Annotated in this window: 16 protein-coding genes; 6 read left to right on the top strand and 10 right to left on the bottom strand. The window is 65.2% G+C overall.

Annotated elements, in window-relative coordinates; all coding sequences use genetic code 11:
- Nucleotides 1-81: 81 nt before the first annotated feature.
- On the bottom strand, nucleotides 82-1308 hold the full coding sequence (locus CLV47_RS02600) for a mannosyltransferase family protein (protein ID WP_106347415.1): 1227 nt from the start codon (nucleotides 1306-1308) through the stop codon (nucleotides 82-84).
- Between the two features lie 160 nt (nucleotides 1309-1468).
- Between CLV47_RS02600 and CLV47_RS02595 the strand changes: the two genes are divergently transcribed.
- Both CLV47_RS02595 and soxR read left to right on the top strand, forming a co-directional pair.
- Nucleotides 1469-2671, top strand: a complete 1203-nt coding sequence (locus CLV47_RS02595; protein WP_106347500.1) for an acyl-CoA dehydrogenase family protein — start codon at nucleotides 1469-1471, stop codon at nucleotides 2669-2671.
- 95 nt (nucleotides 2672-2766) lie between these two features.
- On the top strand, nucleotides 2767-3240 hold the full coding sequence (gene soxR, locus CLV47_RS02590) for a redox-sensitive transcriptional activator SoxR (RefSeq protein WP_106347414.1): 474 nt from the start codon (nucleotides 2767-2769) through the stop codon (nucleotides 3238-3240).
- A 21-nt stretch (nucleotides 3241-3261) separates the two neighbouring features.
- Here the strand turns inward: soxR and purU are convergent, their stop codons facing one another.
- Entirely contained in the window at nucleotides 3262-4131 is an 870-nt protein-coding gene (gene purU / locus CLV47_RS02585) for a formyltetrahydrofolate deformylase (protein WP_106347413.1), read from the bottom strand.
- Nucleotides 4132-4291: 160 nt separating this feature from the next.
- Here purU and CLV47_RS02580 point away from each other — a divergent pair, with 160 nt between their 5' ends.
- A complete protein-coding gene (locus CLV47_RS02580) occupies nucleotides 4292-4558 on the top strand; it encodes a GlsB/YeaQ/YmgE family stress response membrane protein (protein WP_106347412.1) in 267 nt (88 codons plus the stop codon).
- A gap of 245 nt (nucleotides 4559-4803) precedes the next feature.
- Entirely contained in the window at nucleotides 4804-7950 is a 3147-nt protein-coding gene (locus CLV47_RS02575; protein ID WP_106347411.1) for an ATP-binding protein, read from the top strand.
- Nucleotide 7951: 1 nt separating this feature from the next.
- Here CLV47_RS02575 and CLV47_RS02570 read toward each other — a convergent pair whose 3' ends face one another.
- The 4 genes from CLV47_RS02570 to CLV47_RS02555 form a co-directional block, all read right to left on the bottom strand.
- Complete coding sequence (locus tag CLV47_RS02570; RefSeq protein WP_106347410.1) at nucleotides 7952-8785, bottom strand: ABC transporter permease; 834 nt, start codon at nucleotides 8783-8785, stop codon at nucleotides 7952-7954.
- The gene (locus CLV47_RS02565; RefSeq protein ID WP_238145177.1) at nucleotides 8782-9852 is read right to left on the bottom strand and encodes an ATP-binding cassette domain-containing protein; all 1071 of its coding nucleotides are present in this window, start codon (nucleotides 9850-9852) and stop codon (nucleotides 8782-8784) included. The genes CLV47_RS02570 and CLV47_RS02565 overlap by 4 nt, the downstream gene beginning before the upstream one ends.
- Nucleotides 9853-10022: 170 nt before the next feature.
- Nucleotides 10023-11102, bottom strand: a complete 1080-nt coding sequence (locus CLV47_RS02560; RefSeq protein ID WP_106347409.1) for a glutathione S-transferase family protein — start codon at nucleotides 11100-11102, stop codon at nucleotides 10023-10025.
- Between the two features lie 24 nt (nucleotides 11103-11126).
- Nucleotides 11127-11732 carry a class I SAM-dependent methyltransferase gene (locus CLV47_RS02555; protein ID WP_106347408.1) on the bottom strand — a complete coding sequence of 202 codons (606 nt, stop codon included), beginning with the start codon at nucleotides 11730-11732 and terminating at the stop codon, nucleotides 11127-11129.
- A gap of 57 nt (nucleotides 11733-11789) precedes the next feature.
- Here CLV47_RS02555 and CLV47_RS02550 point away from each other — a divergent pair, with 57 nt between their 5' ends.
- Nucleotides 11790-13082, top strand: a complete 1293-nt coding sequence (locus CLV47_RS02550; RefSeq protein WP_106347407.1) for an NAD(P)/FAD-dependent oxidoreductase — start codon at nucleotides 11790-11792, stop codon at nucleotides 13080-13082.
- Between the two features lie 93 nt (nucleotides 13083-13175).
- On the opposite strand, the gene CLV47_RS02545 is transcribed toward CLV47_RS02550, so the two are convergent.
- A complete protein-coding gene (locus CLV47_RS02545) occupies nucleotides 13176-13979 on the bottom strand; it encodes an alpha/beta hydrolase (protein WP_106347406.1) in 804 nt (267 codons plus the stop codon).
- 159 nt (nucleotides 13980-14138) lie between these two features.
- Here CLV47_RS02545 and CLV47_RS02540 point away from each other — a divergent pair, with 159 nt between their 5' ends.
- The gene (locus CLV47_RS02540) at nucleotides 14139-14747 is read left to right on the top strand and encodes a malonic semialdehyde reductase (RefSeq protein ID WP_106347405.1); all 609 of its coding nucleotides are present in this window, start codon (nucleotides 14139-14141) and stop codon (nucleotides 14745-14747) included.
- An 81-nt stretch (nucleotides 14748-14828) separates the two neighbouring features.
- Here CLV47_RS02540 and CLV47_RS22410 read toward each other — a convergent pair whose 3' ends face one another.
- From CLV47_RS22410 to CLV47_RS02525, 3 genes are all read right to left on the bottom strand, one after another.
- Nucleotides 14829-16457: a helix-turn-helix transcriptional regulator gene (locus CLV47_RS22410; protein ID WP_106347404.1), complete on the bottom strand. Its 1629-nt coding sequence runs from the start codon at nucleotides 16455-16457 to the stop codon at nucleotides 14829-14831.
- Nucleotides 16458-16503: 46 nt separating this feature from the next.
- A complete protein-coding gene (locus CLV47_RS02530) occupies nucleotides 16504-17667 on the bottom strand; it encodes a flavin-containing monooxygenase (protein WP_202862338.1) in 1164 nt (387 codons plus the stop codon).
- Nucleotides 17668-17775: 108 nt separating this feature from the next.
- A complete protein-coding gene (locus tag CLV47_RS02525) occupies nucleotides 17776-18399 on the bottom strand; it encodes a TetR/AcrR family transcriptional regulator (RefSeq protein ID WP_106347403.1) in 624 nt (207 codons plus the stop codon).
- Between the last annotated feature and the right edge of the window lie 27 nt (nucleotides 18400-18426).

The following is an 18426-nucleotide window of genomic DNA, read 5'->3' as shown; positions in this document are numbered from 1 at the left end:
ACAGGCCGCTTGTGTCAGCGCTTGTGCACTTGTGTCACCGACCTCCGTGACACAAGTGCACGGTTGGTGACACAAGCACGGCTAAATGGCGTACGGCCAGACAAGCAGCATGAACGCGCCCCACCACGCGCTAAGCAGTACGGCGCTGATCAGGACGAGCGTCGCTGTGACCCGGCGAGTGCGCATCAGCACGATCGCCACCGGAATCACGATCGGGAAGATCGGCACCAGGAATCTGAGCTTGGAGTGTAGGTATCCGGCAGAGCCGATCGCCATGCCCAGCAGCACCAGCGCATACAGCATCGGCGCCGCCCAGCGCGCGTCGCCGACCGCACGCACCACCAGGCTCACCAACGGAATCAGCGCCATCAACAGGCCCGCCACGGCGGCGAAGTTGACGATGTACCCGACTGCGCTCGAGCCGTGCCCGATGCCCACAAAGGTGACTGCGTCCCAGAACCCATCCGCGAAACTCACCCCGAAGTCCAGGTGGGATCCCCAGAAAAAGTCCTGTACGGCGAACCATCCGTCCACGCGGCCGGTGTCGATCGCGACGTACACCCACCACAGCGGTACGCCGATCACCGCCAGCACCGCAGACATGACCACCCGCACCGGTCTGGGCCCAGTTGCGTCGTACCGGCGGCGCACGAAATAGATCACCGCGGCGCCGATGACCGCTACACCGAGCGCGATGCCGGACGGTCGCACCAGCCCCGCGCACAGCGACAGCACTCCTGCGGTGAGCCATCGATCGGCGAGCACGGCATACAGCGCCCAGACAGCGAGCGCGACGAACAGCGCCTCTGAGTACATCATCGACAGCACGACCGACATCGGCAGCGCGGCCCACAGCCCGACTGCCAGTACGCCGACCCTGATCCGGCCGGATAACCGCGTCACGTAGCAGTAGATCCCGGCCGCGGCGACCACCCCCGCCACGCCAGTTACGGCTAGTCCTGCGTGGTCGATGTTGCCGGTGACGAGCGCGACCAGCCGGACGAGCAGCGGATAGCCCGGCAGAAACGCGTAGGCACCGCTCGTTTCGTCATGTACATCGGTCAGGTTGATATAGCCCGGATAGCCGTGCTCGGCGATCTGCGCGAACCACCGACCGTCCCAGGACAGCAGTCGCTCGGCGAGACTGCGCCCGGCATGATCGACACCGAGCGCGAGCACGATCATCCCGACCAGCCGGATTCCGGCGTACAAAACGACCGACCCGATGAGCCCGGCCCGAAGCCGCGGATCGGCGTACCAGCGATACGGCGGCGTCCGCTGCGGGGTCTCGTGCACCTCGGACGTCATCGGCCTGAGTTTATGGCACGTTGAATATGTGAGGTTACCGACCGAGCGCTTGCTCGGTCGCCGATTCGTCGTGTAGTAACAACGTGAAGGTACGAACTATCAAATCGAATCGATGCAGCCAGTGATGGCGGATACCGGTTTGCCCGGTCAAGGAGGAACCATGGACTTCGAACCCAGCGCAAAAGCCAAGGATTACCAGGAGAGGATGTGGGACTTCATGCACTCCCACGTCTTCCCCGCCGAGAAGGAGTACGACGACTGGCGGGCCAAGGCAGGCCACGACAACCACGAAGTGCCGCCGATTGTCGAAGAGCTGAAGAAGGAAGCGCGCGGCCGCGGGCTATGGAACCTCTTCCTCAAGGACGTCTCAGGCATGTCCAACCTCGAGTACGCATCGATAGCAGAAATCACCGGCTGGTCCTCGACCATCGCACCCGAGGCGATCAACTGCGCCGCACCGGACACCGGCAACATGGAGACGATCCACCTGTTCGGCAACGACGAGCAGAAGCAGCAGTGGCTGCAGCCACTGCTCGACGGCGAGATCCGCTCGGCATTCGCGATGACCGAGCCGCGTGTCGCATCCTCGGATGCCTCCAACATCGAGACCCGCATCGAGGCCGACGGCGACGACTACGTCATCAACGGTCGGAAATGGTGGACCTCGGGCGCCGCCGACCCACGCTGCAAGATCTTCATCCTGATGGGCAAAACCGACCCCAACGCCTCGGCGCACAAGCAGCAGTCGATGATTCTCGTCCCGCGTGACACCCCGGGCATCGAGATTCTGCGCAACCTGCCGGTCTTCGGCTACCAGGACCAGCACGGACACTGCGAGGTCGACTTCAAGGACGTCCGCGTCCCGAAGGCCAATATCCTGTCCGGCGAGGGCGACGGCTTCATGATTGCCCAGGGCCGCCTCGGCCCCGGCCGCATCCACCACTGCATGCGCCTCATCGGCATGGGCGAGCGCGCGATCAAGGCCATGGTCGACCGCGCATCCTCACGACACGCGTTCGGCGGCCCGATCATCGAGCAGGGCGTCGTACGCGACCAGATCGCCAACTCCCGCATCGAACTCGAGCAGATCCGCCTGCTCGTGCAGAAGTCCGCCTGGCTGATCGACAACGTCGGCGCCAAGGGCGCCCGCATCGAGATCGCCGCGATCAAGGTCGCGACGCCTCGCATCGTTGCCAACATCATCGACCGCGCGATCCAGATCCACGGTGGCGGCGGCGTCTCCGACGAGTTCCCGCTCGCCAACATGTACGCGCACGCACGCACGCTGCGCCTGGCCGACGGCCCCGACGAGGTGCACATCCGCACCGTCGCTCGCCAGGAAGTCGCTAAGTACAAGGACTAACATCACGCACACTCAACACCACGTCCGCGCCGGTGGGCCCCAGGGCTCGCCCGCGCGGACGCGGCGTTTGCCAGGTCCTTATTAGAGTGGGGCGCATGTCTGCTCACCTGCGCACGACAGACCTGATGCCGATCGGGCAGGTCGCCAACCGCAGCGGCCTCGCAACCTCGGCGATCCGCTACTACGAGTCACTCGGCCTGATCCACAGTGAGCGCAACTCCGCCGGGCAGCGCCGCTTCGCCCGATCCACTCTGCGCCGGCTCGCGGTGATCCGCGCAGCCAGCAAGCTCGGCGTACCGCTGGCCGACATCATCGCCGATATGGCCGCCACGTTGCCGATCGACCGCGCGCCCACCGCCGCACAGTGGCGCCAACTCTCCGGCAAGTGGCGCGCCGACCTCGACGCGCGCATCGAGGAGCTCACCACACTGCGCAACAACCTCGACGGGTGCATCGGCTGCGGTTGCCTCAGCCTCAAGAAGTGCACGATCTACAACGCCGGCGACCAGATCAGCCAGTACGGCGCCGGCGCCCGGATGATTCGACATCCGATGGGTATCGCGGACTAAATCTCGCTCACCCAACGAAAATCAGCGGAACACAACAGTGCGGTGGCCGTTGACGAAGATCCGGTGCTCGCAATGCCACTTGACCGCACGCGCGAGCACCTGAGTCTCGACGTCTCGGCCTACGGCAACCAGGTCCTCTGGGGTCATCCCGTGATCGGCGCGCGCGACATCCTGTTCGATGATCGGCCCCTCGTCCAGTACGTCGGACACATAGTGGGCGGTCGCACCGATGATCTTCACGCCGCGGTCGTGCGCCTGGTGATATGGCTTCGCGCCTTTAAAACTGGGTAGGAACGAGTGATGGATGTTGATCGCTCGACCCGCCAGGCGCGCCGAGGCCTCCGCGGACAGGATCTGCATATAGCGGGCGAGTACGACGAGCTCGACGTCGTACTTCTCCACCAGCGCGAACATCGCCGCCTCGGCCTGCGCCTTCGTATCCTTCGTGACAGGGATGTGCTCGAAGGCGATCCCATACGACTCCACCATCGCGCGCATGTCCTCGTGATTGGAGACCACTACCGGCACGTCGATGTTGAGTGTCCCGTTGCGGTGCCGGAAGAGCAGGTCGTTGAGACAGTGCCCGAACTTGCTCACCAAAATCAGCGTGCGCGCTGGCGTGGCCGCGTCGGTGATCGAGTAGTCCATGTCGTACGACGCCGCGACCGATGCGAACGCCGCGCGCATTGACGCAAGCTCGGGGGCCGCGTCGAGGAACTCGATCTGCACCCGGATAAAGAAGCGGCCGCTGGAGCGGTCCGAGTGCTGTTGCAGGTCCAGGATGTTGGCGCCGTACTCGCGAAGAAAGCCGGTGATCGCGAAGACGAGTCCCGGCGCGTCGGGGCAGGACAGCGTCATGACGAATTCGGGACGTAGCGGCCTATCGGTCATTGTGCAGATACCCCAGTTTTATGTTCGGGGCCCGATATGGCCCGCACTATCGATTATCTCAATACGGTGAAACGTCAGTAAACAAGTGTTACTCCTGTTAACTCACATATACACTGAGCGCGCTAGCACCACTCGGTTTCAGCAAAAGGGAGTCCTCGACATGGGAATCTTTGCGGCCATCATCACCGGTGCCATCATCGGCGCCCTCGCCCGACTCTTCATGAAGGGTAAGCAGCCTATCGGCATCCTCTGGACGATCATCATCGGTATCGTCGCAGCGGTCGTCGGCTACTACATCGCGCAGGCGTTCGGCGTCGCCGACACCAACGGGTTCGACTGGATTCGCTGGATCATCAGCGTTGTCCTTGCGATCATCGGGATCAGCATCTACCTCGGCGTGACCAACAAGAAGTCCGTCGCCAAGTAGAGACACCAAGCAACCAAGACAGCGCGGCCCCGGACTTCGGTCCGGGGCCGCGCTGCGTTCGGCTCCGCGACATTCCGGTACAAATGTGCCGATCTGCAGCACCACGCGGCTGGCACTGCTGCGAAATGGCACAAATGTGCGAGGGTGTCGTCGGTACGGCGGTGTCGTCGGTACGACGGTGTCGTCGGTACGGCGGTGTCGTCGGTACGGCGGGTTGATCGGCGAATACGCCGTACTCTGGACCGGTGCCGATCACCCTCACCCTCCTCGATGGCGTCACCTGGCGCGGCGCCCCTCTGGTCGGCGAACGTCCGCAGTCGCTGCTCGCCATCCTTGCCATGCATCCGCACGACGGCGCCACTGACGACTACCTGATCAACACGCTGTGGCCGGAAGCGCGGCCGGCTAACCCGACGAAGGCACTGCAGGTCGTCGTCTCGCGGACCAGAGGCGCCACCGCTCACGAAATCATCTCGCGTACGTCGAATGGCTACCGATTGGCGCTCCCCCGCGACCAGGTCGACGTGTTCCTCCTCAACGATCTCGTTTCTGATGCCCGCAAACGCCTCTCGGACGGCGACCCCAACAAGGCCCGGGATGCGGCACAGGAAGCAATCCGTCTCGTCGACGGGCACCCGATCGGTTCGGGGCATCTCGCCGACCTGCGCAGCGGCGCGAGCGCCCGCGCCGCGGAAGCGAAGGTTCTGCTCGGGATGGCGCTGAGCCGAAGCGGTGATCACCCGGCCGCGATAGGCGTGCTCGAAAGCGCCGTACTCGATCACCCTCAAGACGAGGCGCTCCTCGAATGCCTGCTGCGCAGCGAATCCGCCGTACGCGGGCCATCTTCGGCACTCGACCGCTACGAAACGTACCGGGTCGCGCTCGCCGAACGGCTCGGCACCGACCCGAGCGTCGCGCTCCAGCGTCTGTACGGCGAATTGCTGGCCGCCGACCGCCCTGTCCGCGATGGCCTTCAGTACGACATCAACTCGCTGATCGGTCGCGATGACGACGTACGGGCGATACGCGCCATGCTTCACACGTCCAGGGTCGTCTCCATCGTGGGTGCCGGCGGACTCGGCAAGACCCGACTGGCGCACGTCGTCGGACGCGATTCCGAGCAGTCGATCGTGCATTTCGTCGAGCTTGTCGGCGTTTCGGCGCCGGAGGACGTCGTCGGCGAGGTGGGCTCGGCCCTCGGAGTGCGCGACTCCGTCAGCGGTCGGCGGGTGCTTACCGCAGAGCAGCGCGCCGACGTACGAGCCCGGATCGCGCAACACCTCGACGCCGCGCCGACACTGCTCATCCTCGACAACTGCGAGCACGTCGTCAGCGCGGTCGCCGACCTCGTCGCGTTCCTCGTCGCCAACGCACGCGGGCTACGGGTCGTGACCACCACCCGCGCGCCGCTCAACATCGCCGCCGAGCGGATCTACACGCTCAGTCAGTTGAGTGTCTCCGACGGGATCGACCTGTTCACCCAGCGCGCGACCTCGGCCCGCCCCAACGTCGAGATCGACGAGGTGGCGGCCGCCGATATCGTCAGCCGACTCGACGGTCTTCCGCTCGCCATCGAGCTGGCCGCCGCGAAGGTGCGCGTCATGTCGGTGCGCGACATCAATCGGCGCCTAGAAAACAGGTTCGCGTTGCTGCGCGGCGGGGACCGTACGGCGCCGGACCGACACCAGACGCTCATCGCCGTCATCGACTGGTCGTGGAATCTACTGGCCGAGCACGAGCGCCGCGCCTTACGCTGGCTCGCGATCTTCCATGACGGGTTCACCCTCGAGTCCGCCGAGACGGTGTTCGGTACCGACGCGTTCGATGCGGTGCAGAACCTCGTCGACCAATCACTGCTTACCGTCAGCGACGCGGGGGCCAGTGTGCGCTACCGGATGCTCGAGACGGTGCGCGAATTCGGCCGCATGCAGCTCATCGACGCGGGTGAGGACGCCGCCGCCGCGCTGGCGCTGCAGGCGTGGGCCCGCGAGTACGCCGGCCGCTGGGCTCTCAAGGTGCACGGTCCGCATCAGCTCGCCGCGATGGACGCCATCCGGGCCGAGGAGACCAACCTCGCGGACGTGCTGCGACGTACCCTGGCCGAGGCCGGCACCGACACGATGATCGTGCTGCTTGCGGCGCTCGGCGGATTCTGGTCGATCGGCGGCGAGCACAGCAGGGTGATCGCGCTGATCGATGCCGTCGAGGCCGCCGTGGATGGCTGGATGCCGCCGCCGGAGCTCGCCGACCATGCACGAGTCGCGATGAGCCTGGTCCTGACCAACTCGTTCATCGGGCATCCGCGGCCCGCTGATATCACCCGCATGGCACTGGAAAGGATCGGCCCCGGTTCGACACCGATGATCGCCGGCGTAGTCAAGGTCGTGCTCGCCCTAACCGCCGCCGGTGATCACGCGGAGTCTCTCGCCCAGATCGTCCGGATGTGCGACGACCCGGACCGGCACGTCGCGATCCAGGCCCTGCTCTACCTGGGACACACTCTCGAGAACGCCGGCGACGCGCGAGGCGCTGTTGACGCGGCGACGCGCGCGCTGGCGCTGCGCCGCGACGAGGACGGGCCATGGGGGCGGGCGATCTTGCGTACCCAGCTCGCGCAGTGGCACTCGCAGCTCGGGCAATTTGATGAGGCCGCGAGCCACGCGCGACTCGCCGTTCCGGTGCTCGATCGGCTGGGCAGCATGGACGATGCGGTTCAATGCCGCTCCATACTCGCCGTCGCGGCCATGCTAAACGGCGAGTACGACGAGGCCGAGCGGATGTACGACGAGGTGACCCGCATCGATTGGTCGAAGGTCGGTTTCGGCGGCAACCTTCCGGTCACTATCGGCCAGGCCGAGCTCGCGCTGCTTCGCGGCAACTCTGAGGCCGGGCTCGAGCTGCACCGTGCCAACATCGCGCAGTCCCGCCAACTGCGGTTTCCCGGGCTGGAGGAGCCCAGCGGCCAGGAGCCGTGGCTGCTGTTCGCGGAGTCGGCCGGTCTTGCGGCGTACGCGCTGTACGGCACCGGCGAAGATGGCGCCGACCTTTGGAACCTATTGCGATCAAAGGCACCCCTCGCCATAAACAGCGAACTGGATCCGCCACGCAACTTCCTTGACTACCCGGTCACGGGACTGGTGCTGTTCGCGATCGGTCTGTGGGGACTCTTGCGCGACGCGCTGCCGGCACCCGACGCGATCCGCCTGATCGTGCTCGCCGACCGCTTCGGTTACAGCAGGCTGACCCCCACGATGGCATGGGACAACGCCGCAACCCCGGCCGAAAGAATCGCACCGGGGTTGCTGGATAAGTTGCAGGAGGAGTACGGCGATCGCCGCGGCGCCGACCTGCGCGGGGAGGCGCAGCAGTTCCTCACGAAACTGCTCGGCTGAGCTACATCTTGCGCTGATAGCTACGCAAGGACAGCGGCGCGAAGATCGCCACCATCGCAGCGCATCCCACCAATGCCCACCCAACCTGACCGGTCACGGTGCCGGTGTTGGCCAAGTCGCGCACGGCAGTTACGACGTGCGAGACGGGGTTGACCTTGACGAAGGCGGCCAGCCAACCAGGCAGCGAGCTCACTGGCACGAACGCGTTGGACAGGAACGTCAGCGGGAACATGATCATCATCGAGATGCCCTGGACGCTTTGGGCGGAGCGGGCGATCGTGCCGACCCAGGTGAAGACCCAGGCGAGCGACCAGCCGGTGATGACGACCAGCAGACCGCCGGCGAGGACGCCGAGCACGCCGCCGCCGGGGCGATAACCCATGATGAAGCCCATCACGAAAGTGAGCGTGGTCGCGAGCGCGTAGCGCAGCAGGTCCGCGACCATCGGCCCGGCCAGCGGCGCTATCCGCGCGATCGGCAGTGACTTGAACCGGTCGAAGACTCCCTTGTCCATGTCCTCGCGTAGTTGTACGCCGGTGGCCATGGACGAGGTGAGCGCGGTCTGCGCGAGGATGCCCGGGATGATCAGCGGCAGGTAGCTCTGCACGTCACCACTGATCGCGCCACCGAAGATGTAGGCGAACATCGCGGTAAACAGCAGCGGCTGGACGGTGACGTCGAAGAACTGCTCCGGGTTGCGGCGCATCTTCTTCGTGGCCCGCCAGGCCATGGTCATTATTTGGCTGAACGTCTCGCGCAGTGTGACATGGGGTTTGGTTTGGGCGACGCGGTCGATCGCGACCGTCGCGGTTGGTTCGGCGATGAGGGTAGTCATCGGTTCACCTCCTGGGTGTTATGGGAGCCGGCGTTATGGGAGCCGGTGTTATCGGCGACGGTGCTGCCGGCGTCTGTGGGCTCGGCGGTGTCGTGACCGGTCAGCGCAAGGAACACCTCGTCGAGGCTGGGTTTCTGCACGTTGACCGACGCGATCGAAATGTTGGAGCTGCGCAGCCCGATGAGTACGTCGGCCGCTTGGTCGGCGTTGTCGAGAGCGACGTTGATGCGCGCGTTTTCGGGACTAAGTACGGGGTCTTCGCTAAGTAGCCGACGTACGAGGTCCATCGCGGCGGCGATCTCGTCAGGGTTAGAGAGCACCACCTGCAACGTCGAGGAGCCGACCGAGGTCTTGAGTTCGTCGGGGGTGCCCTCGGCGACCTTCTTACCCTTGTCGATCACCGCGATCCGCCCGGCGAGCTGGTCGGCCTCGTCGAGGTACTGCGTCGTCAGCAGGACCGTGGAGCCGCCTTTCACGAGCTCACGGATGGTGACCCACATCTGCCCGCGGGTGCGAGGGTCGAGTCCGGTTGTCGGCTCGTCGAGGAAGATCAGCGGTGGCCGGGTGATGAGGCTGGCCGCGAGGTCGAGACGGCGGCGCATGCCACCGGAGAACTGCGAGATCGGCCGCTTGGCCGCCTCTTCGAGTCCGAACTGGCCGAGCAGCTCGTTCGCCGTACGACGCGACGCTGCCGAGCTGAGGCCTTGCAGCCGCCCGAACATCCAGAGGTTCTCGATCGCGGTGAGGTTTTCGTCGACCGAGGCATACTGCCCGGTCACTCCGACGAGCTGACGCACGACATGGGGCTGGCGGCGTACGTCGACGCCGAAGATCTCGGCCTTGCCGCTGTCAATCTTGAGCAGGGTCGCGAGCATGCTCAGCACGGTGGTCTTGCCTGCGCCGTTGGGTCCGAGGACGCCGAAGATCTCGCCGGCATTTACCTGCAGGTCGATGTGGTCGACCGCGCGGTTGTCGCCGAAAGTCTTGACGAGGCCCTCAGTGAGAACGGCGGTCTCGGTCCCCGGCCGGGTCACGGCGGGCAGCGGGGTCATGGTGTCTGTAGTCATGACACTGAGAGTGCCCGCCGCCGGTTTCACCGCACCCTCGCGCCGGTTTCACGCGATTTCGGCGGGAGGCCATACGTAGTGGTCGCGATAGTCGCCGATTCGGACGACCTTATTTAGGTACGGCGGTGTTTATTTAAGTACGGCGGTGTTTAGGTACGGCGCCACGCCGGTCAGCTGCCGTCCCACGGCCGAGTGGAACCGTCCGGATTGGTGACGAAGGAGGCGACCGGCTGCGCGTTCGCCGCCGATCCGTTGGTCAGCGGGGTGTGGTCGGCGGGAACTCGCTCGCCCTCGGGGACCGGGCCGGGCGGCGTACCGTCCCCGAACGGTCGCCCGCCAAGCGACTCGCGCCCATGTGGCGTGATCCAGCCGGCGAGGTCGGGGCCTTTCGGGATGATCTGCGTCGGGTTCACGTTGGTGTGTACGACGTAGTAGTGCTCTTTGATCTGCGGGAAGTCGATCGTGTCGCCGAAGCCGGGCGTCTGGAACAAGTCGCGGGCGTAGGCCCAGAGGACCGGCATCTCGGTGAGTTTCTGGCGGTTGCACTTGAAGTGCCCGTGATAGACCGCATCGAACCGGGCGAGCGTCGACCATAGCCGTACGTCGGCCTCGGTGATCGACTCGCCCATCAGGTAGCGCCGGGTCGCGAGGCGCTTTTCGAGCCACTCCAGCGTGTCGAACAGCCGGTCGTACGCCGCTTCGTACGCGTCCTGCGAGCCAGCGAAACCGCAGCGGTAGACGCCGTTGTTGACCTCGGTGAAGACCCGCTGCATCACCTCGTCCATCTCGGCGCGCAGCGCCTCGGGATAGAGGTCGGGCGCCCCCTTCCGCTGGAACTCACGCCATTCCGAGCCGAAGTCGAGCGTCATCTGCGCGAAGTCGTTGGTCACGACCTTGCCGGTGGGTACGTCGACCATGGCCGGGACCGTGATCCCACGCGGGTAGTCAGGGTCGCGGGCGAAGAACGCCTGCTGCAACCGTTCGATGCCGAGGACCGGGTCTTTGCCGCCTGGGTCGAGGTCGAACGTCCAGCTCCGCTCGTCGTGGGTCGGCCCGCACATGCCCATGCTGATCACGTTTTCGAGCCCGAGCAGTCGACGTACCATCACCGCGCGATTGGCCCAGGGGCAGGCGCGCGCGACGACCAGCCGGTAGCGACCTGGCTCGACCGGCCATCCGTCCCGACCGTCGACCGTAATCCGGTCGCTGATGTAGTTGCTGTCCCGCTTGAACTCTTTGGTGTCGCTCATGGTGTTCCCTCCATGTTCCAACGCCTAGCCTGCTTGCAGAATGACGCTGATCCAGCCGGACTCGTCGTACCACTTGCCCAGTTGCCAATCGCTGAATCGCGCCACCTCCGTCAGACTGAGCGCGTGGCTGTCCGCATCGAGCTGAGCCAATGAGTATTCGCGATCGGTCTTGAAACCGAGCACGAGCCGGCCGTCCGGGACCAACAGCGAGACGAGGTTGGCGAGCACGTCGCGTTCGGTGTCCGGTGCCAGGCACGGTACGACGTTGCCGGCGGCCGCGATGATGTCAAACTTCCCGCCGCCGAGTTCCTGGCCGCTGACGGTCAGCAGGTCCGCTTCGACGTACGTCGTGTCCGCGAAGTACTTCCGCGCAACCTCCAGAAGCCGGGCGCTGCGGTCCACCCCTATCGCATCATGACCGAGCTTCGAGAGCTGACCGGCCATCCGCCCGGTGCCGCAACCCGCGTCGAGGACCCGCGAGCCACGCTTCGCCATCGCGTCGACAAACCGGGCTTCGCCGTACAGGTCCTCGCCCGATTCGTAGCCGCCGATGAACCGCTGTGCGTAGTCCTCGAGGCTGTCCCCGGTGCGGCTGATTTCGAATCTGGTCTTCGGCGTCGCGTCGTCCATGCCCCCGATTCTCTCCTACTATCGCGCTCCGGGGGCCGATGATGGTAAGCAGGGTGCATGGCTGAGCGCGAAACGATTCCGAGCAAGCGTCCGCACGTTGTTGTCATCGGCGGCGGGTTCGGCGGGCTGAGCGCCGTACGCGCATTACGACGCGCCGACGTCGACGTGACGTTGATCGACCGACGTACGTATTCGACGTTCCAGCCGCTGCTTTACCAGGTGGCGACGATGGCGCTCAACCCCGGCGACATCACCTGGTTTTTGCGATCGATCCGTTCGCGGCAGAAGAACGTGCGGTTCGTCAACGGCACGGTTACCGGTATCGATCACGACACGAAGTCGATCACCCTGACCAACGGCAATGTCGAGCGCTACGACTACCTCATCCTCGCGACCGGGGTCACCGCCAACTTCTTCGGAATACCCGGCGCCGCCGAGCACGCGATGCCCCTCTACACACGCACCCAGGCACTCGCCCTGCGCGACGTGATCGTCGCGACGCTTGAGGAAGCGGTCGTCCGGGGTCAGAAGGATGACCTACGAGTCATCGTCGTCGGCGGCGGAGCGACGGGAGTCGAGATGGCCGGCGCGCTCGCCGAACTGCGCAATAACGACATGCCTGTCACCTACCCCGAGCTCGACCCGCAACGAACCCATCTGACGTTGATCGAGATGCAGGACGCGCTGCTCGGACCGTTCGTGCCGAGCCTGCAGAAATACACAAAACGCTCGCTGGAGAAGCGCGGCGTGGACCTGCGCCTCGGCACCTCGGTCAAGGAAGTGCGCAAGGACGGGGTCGTCGATGGCGACGGCAACTTCATCCCGGCCGGAATCGTGGTCTGGGCATCCGGCGTAACCACGCACGAGTCGATCAAGTCGTGGGGTGTCCCGCAGGGCCGCGGCGACCGGATCAAGATCGACGACCATCTGCGCGTCCAAGGGTTCGACAACGTGTTCGCCGTCGGCGATGTCGCGGTCGAGGACGGTGACCGCGCGCTTCCGCAGTTGGCGCAGCCGGCGATGCAAGGCGGCAAGTACGTCGCCCGCCTCATTGCCGCAAAAATCGCCGGCGAGCAGGTCCCGGCATTTCGCTACTGGGACAAGGGCTCACTGGCCACGATCGGCCGCAGTTCCGCCGTACTGCAGACAAAAGGGCTACCACCGGTCAAGGGTTTCCCGGCATGGATCATCTGGATGGCGGTCCACTTGTTCTACCTATTAGGCGGTCGCAACCGGCTAGCTGCCATGGTCAATCTCGGCTCGAAGTACATCTTCTGGCACCGCAACCACAACGCCATCGTCGGCGACACTCCGGTGAAGTTTCGCGACGACGGGACATCAGCGGCCTGACGCTTTTGCTGGCGGCGTACGTCGGCCGCCTCCGCCCCCAGTCGCGGCAGACTCCCCTGGTCACACCTCATCTGCCGCGACAAGGAAGAGCGTTTAACGGTATTTGTTGATGAACGCGAGCGCGTCGTCGACGACCTCGTCCTTGTTGGTCTCGTTGAAGATCTCGTGCTGCGCCCCGTCGTACGCCTTCTGCGCACTCTGCTCCGGCGCGATCAGCTTCCAGCCTTCGGCGGCCTTCTCGTACGGCACGAGCTGATCGTCGGTGCCGTGCAGCCAAAGCACCGGTGCACCTTCGATCGGCCCGGCGGCGTTGATGTCGCGCACCGTCTTGTCAAACGCCTCGAGCGTCGGCTTCTTGAAGGCGCCGTGCCACACGAGCGGATCCTCGGCGTACGCCGTACCGACACTCGGGTCCCGCGACAGGACCGAGGGGTCGAGCGGTACGTCCGGAATTTCGTCCATCGCCAGGAGCACCTTGGCGGTGTCCCACGCGCCGATCACGGGCCCGGACAGTACGACGGACTCGAGATCGGCGCCGTAATGCTGTGCGTAGCGGGCCGCGATCATTCCGCCCATCGAATGCCCGATCAGGACAACCGGCAACTGCGGATGCTCGGATCGGGCCGTGGTCTCGAGCTCCCGAAGGTCATGCACGACCTTCTCGAAGTCGGGAATCAGGACCCGCTCGCCCTCACTCTTGCCGTGGCCGAGATGGTCCACGCCGTACACTGCCGCACCGTCTGCAACGAGACGATCGGCGAGATATTCGTAGCGACCGATGTGTTCGCCGTACCCATGGCTGATCAGCGCGACATATCGCGGTTCGTCGTTGTCCCAGCGCCGCGCGACCAGCTTGCCGCCGTGACCTTCGTAGTCGAACTCCGTGCTTTTCGCCATCACAACACCTCTCGCCGGGCTAAACCTTTTGCTCAGGCTACCTAGCGCTTGGCGAACCCGTGTGGGTTAGTTCACGGTTCAACTTAGAAGCATTGGTTGAATTTTCATCTAGTGTGGAGAGGTTCGATCTTCCGCGTCAATCAAGGAGCACTTTTCAATATGTCAACCCAGACCTTCCGCGACGATATCCTCACCGACGAGTCCCGCGATCTTCTTTTCCACAACGCGCGCACCGCCAACTCGTTCACCGATGAGCCCGTGACCGACGAGCAGCTCCAGGCGATCTACGACCTGGTCAAGTGGGCCCCGACGTCGATGAACATCCAGCCGCTGCGCATCGTCGCGGTCCGCACGCCGCAGGCCCGCCAGACGCTCGTCGATGCGCTGTCCGACGGCAACAAAGCCAAGACGCTCGCCGCGCCGCTCACGCTAGTAGTCGCCGCCGACACCGAGTTCCACGAGAACCTGCCGACCCAGTTCCCGCACTTCCCCGGCGCGAAGGACCTCTTTGCCGACAATCCCGAGCGGGATCAGATCGCGAAGATGAACGCCACCCTGCAAGTCGGCTACCTGATCCTTGGCATCCGCGCCGAGGGCCTCGCCGCCGGCCCGATGACTGGTGGCGACTTCGCCCAGGTCGACGCCGACTTCTTCCCCGAGGGCACCGCCAAGACGCTCGCCGTCATCAACGTCGGCAAGCCCGCCGACAATGCATGGATGGACCGGCTGCCGCGGCTGGCGTACGACGAGGTCGTCCGCACCGCCTAAGAGGCCTCAATCGCCGATTGTGTGGAAGATCGGTGTACGCCGGCGTACGCCGATCTTCCACACTGTCGCAATCGCCCGGAACTAACGGACGAGACCATGCTCGAAGGCGTACGCCGCGGCCGCCGTGCGCGAGCGGACTGCGAGCTTGGCGAAGATGTTGCTCAGATGACGCGCCACGGTCTTCTCACTGAGGACCAAAGCAACGGCGATCTGCGGGTTACTGTTGCCCGCCGCGACCAGACGCAACACCTCGATCTCCCGCTCAGACAAGCCACCCGGAGCGGTACGCCGTACCAACCTCGCGACCAGTTCTTCGTCCGGGGTCGCGCCGAGCTCGGCAAACGTACGACCCGCAACCGACAGCTCGGCGATCGCGGAGTCTTCGTCCCCGAGCGCACGAAACGCCAACGCAATCTGCACCCGCGCCCGCGCCGCGTCGTAGCGGGACCCGGCGTCGATCCAGGCGGTCCACGCTCGTCGCAGCGGCGGCAGTGCTCCGGCGGGATCATCGTTTGCCAGGCGCACCAGGCCGGCGGCGTACGACGCGATCGCATCGATCGAGTCCGTCCCGAACAGCCGCGCCACCGAGTCGAGCTCGTCGGAGGGCGCAGTGGCATCCACGACGGCGCCCGCGGACAGCAATATCTGCACGGCTGCCGGAAGTTGCCGGGCCCGCTGGATCGGGTTCGGGGTCTCGGCGAGGACCCGCTTGATGGCTGCGGCTGCCGCAGAAATTCGCCCTTGCGCCATCCATAACAACGCAAGTCCCGGCTGCGGTTCGTAGCCGAGCGCGGCTGCCTCGTTGAACGCTTCCTCTGCGCCCTCAAAATCGCCCAGGACTCGAAAAATTTCACCGCGCTCGTGAAATGCCATCCCGGCGGCGGGCTCGGTGCCGGCCGCGCGGTAGCGGTCGATGGCTAAGGCGAGTTCATTCAGCGCCTCGTTGAAACCGCTGTGGTGGCGCATGATCTGGGCGCGGTGCACGGCGCACTGACCGGTGAAGGGCACCATGTCGGGCTGGGCGGTGCACCACCGGCTCAGCGAGGAGGTCCATTCGGACATTCGCCGGTAGTCGCCGACCTCCTGGCAGCCGTCGATCATTGCGCAGTAGAGCATGCCGGCGAAGATTGGCGACACGTCGCCGCCGGCGATCCTCAGCATCGCCTCGTCAAGCATCGCTAGTCCGTCGCGCACGCGCCCGGCGTACATCATCATCCGACCCTGACCGCACAGCCCCTGCGCCGCGAGATCCGCATCTCCGTGCCGTTCGCCGATCTCGCGGATCTGGGTAGCGAGCTCTTCGGCTGCCGCGAAGTCACCTGCCGCGATGCAGCTCTGGAAGTGCGCAATACAGATATAGCCACGTTCGACAACATCAGCCGATTGAGTCTGCAGCAGTCGTTCGGCGCGGGCGACCCACCCCTCCGCGGCCGCGAAATTACCGCCGACCGCGCTGGCGAAAGCCAGCCAATGAGCGTCACGAACGGCGCTCAGGCTGTCTCCGGAATCGATGTGAGACTCGAATGCGCGATGCCACGCGCGGATCGCACTCTCATGGTCGCCGGCGAGATAAGCAGACGTAGCGAGGGCCGCCAGGTCAGCTTCGCCCAGCGATTCCGGCGGTACGGCGGACAGCGCCTCGTAGGCCGTGGCCCAGGCCCGGCGTTCGAATGCCTCTCGCCCATAAACGAGTTCGGCGACCACGCCCATCGCGGATCCTCCTGGTCGGAGAATACCCGCGACGGGCCCAATCCGGTTAGGCGTCGACGTACGCGCGCTCGCGTTGCCCGATATGCCGTACGACGTACGCCGCGTCGCGTCCGGCGCCGTCAATCAGCATCGACGAGAAGGCGTACTGGAACGACAGCCCACTGAAGTACAGGCCCGGCGACTCGGTGACTCCGCGATTCTCCACCGGCCAGCCGTCGTCGTCGAAGACCGGCACATCAACCCAATCGAATGACTGACGGAATCCGGTGCACCACAGTACATTCGCGACTTGCACGACGGTGCCGTCCGCCAGCAGCGGCAGGCCGCCTCGCGCGTCGGTGACCCGTTCGGTGACTCGCTTGACCCCGCGGGCGAGCAGGTCACGCCGCTTCACCCGCAGCATCGGCGCGCCATGGTCGCGCACATGTGTCTTGGCACGCCGTCCCATCGGCGTACGACGGGTGAGCACGTGGCCCTCCACGAATGCCACGACAGGGAAGATCACGCGGGTCATCGGCGAATCGAGATGGACGGGGATCTGGCCAGGGTCGCGCCCGCACAGCGTTGTCGGATGATGAGGCGCAAGCTCGTAGGCCAGATCGCAGCCGGAGTGCGAGGCACCGACGACCAGCACCGGACCGGGCCGCAGCTGCGCGGGACGGCGGTATTCACTCGAATGCAGCTGCAGAATTCCCGGATCGAGCCGGTCTGCGAAAGCCGGGATGTACGGCGTACGCCCCAGTCCGCCGGTCGCGATCACCACGTTGCTGGTCTCGATCTGGTGCGCGCCGACGGTCACGACATACCCGTCCGCGCTGGCGACCAAGGAGTCGACAGTGCTCTCAAGTCGGATCGGAAGGTCGAACGCCGCGGCGTACTGCTCCAGATAGTCCGCGACCTCGTCCTTGCCGGGATAAGACCACTTCGGGGCGGGAAACCGCATCCCGGGCAGCGCGTCGTGGCTGGCGGGGCTGAAGAGTCTCAGCGAGTCCCACTGCCGCCGCCAGCCATCTCCCACCCGCACATTGCCGTCGAGAATCAAGAACTTCCTGTCAATTTGCCGAAGGTGGTACCCCACCGCGAGACCAGCCTGGCCGGCCCCGATAACCACCGTTTCGACGTACTCACTCGACATGACTTCCTCCATTGGTTGGGAGGTCTCCAACGCTAGAAGCGCGTCGTACGTCAACGCATCGGGCGAGTTACCCATTCTCGATCGCCGGAATGGGTAGATCCACGCACTCCGTCGATAACGTGGAAGATCGGCGTACACCCGCGTACGTCGAATTTCCACACAGTCCGCGTCTCGCGGCCGAGGTTAAGGCTGGGCGACGCGGCGGAGCAGGTCGCAGAAGTCGTCGATGAGTACGTCGGTGTCCTTGGCGGTCTGCGCCTTCGCCACCTCGCGCCCGGCCGAGCCGCACACGGTCGTCAGCACATGCACCAAAGCCCGACCGTTACGGCGTTCTTCCGCCCGGATCAGTCGCGAATTCTGACCGACCCATGACGAGTCCTCCGCCCGACGAAGCGCATTGAATCCGGGCGGGCCGTCGCCGTACAAGAACAGCACGGTCAGGTCCTTCTCCGCGCGGCACTGCTGCAGATATCCACGCGCACCGGCGACGAACAGTTCGACCGGGTCGAGCTCGCCGGAGGCGCGGGCGAGGACGACGGCATTCGTCGCGGCCGAGCTGAGCACTTGGGCGTGCCGACGAAACAGCGCGATGAAGACGTCGGCCTTGCCACCGAAGTGGTGATAAAGACTGCCGACGCTGGCGCCGGCCGACTCGCAAATCACGGCGATCGACGATTCGGCGTACCCGTCACGGACGAACACGACCCGAGCCGCGTCGAGGATGGCGGCGCGGGTGGCCTCGGCGCGCGAGAGAACCTTGCCGCCGGCTGCGATCGGTTCGGTCACACCGGTGCTCTCACGTTCCATTCGCCGAGTGTATCGACCAAAGCCGAA

The organism is Antricoccus suffuscus (assembly GCF_003003235.1).
GTDB lineage: Bacteria > Actinomycetota > Actinomycetes > Mycobacteriales > Antricoccaceae > Antricoccus > Antricoccus suffuscus.
The sequence above is the reverse complement of the archived record's forward strand: the minus strand, read 5'-3'. Positions and strand labels throughout refer to the sequence as shown.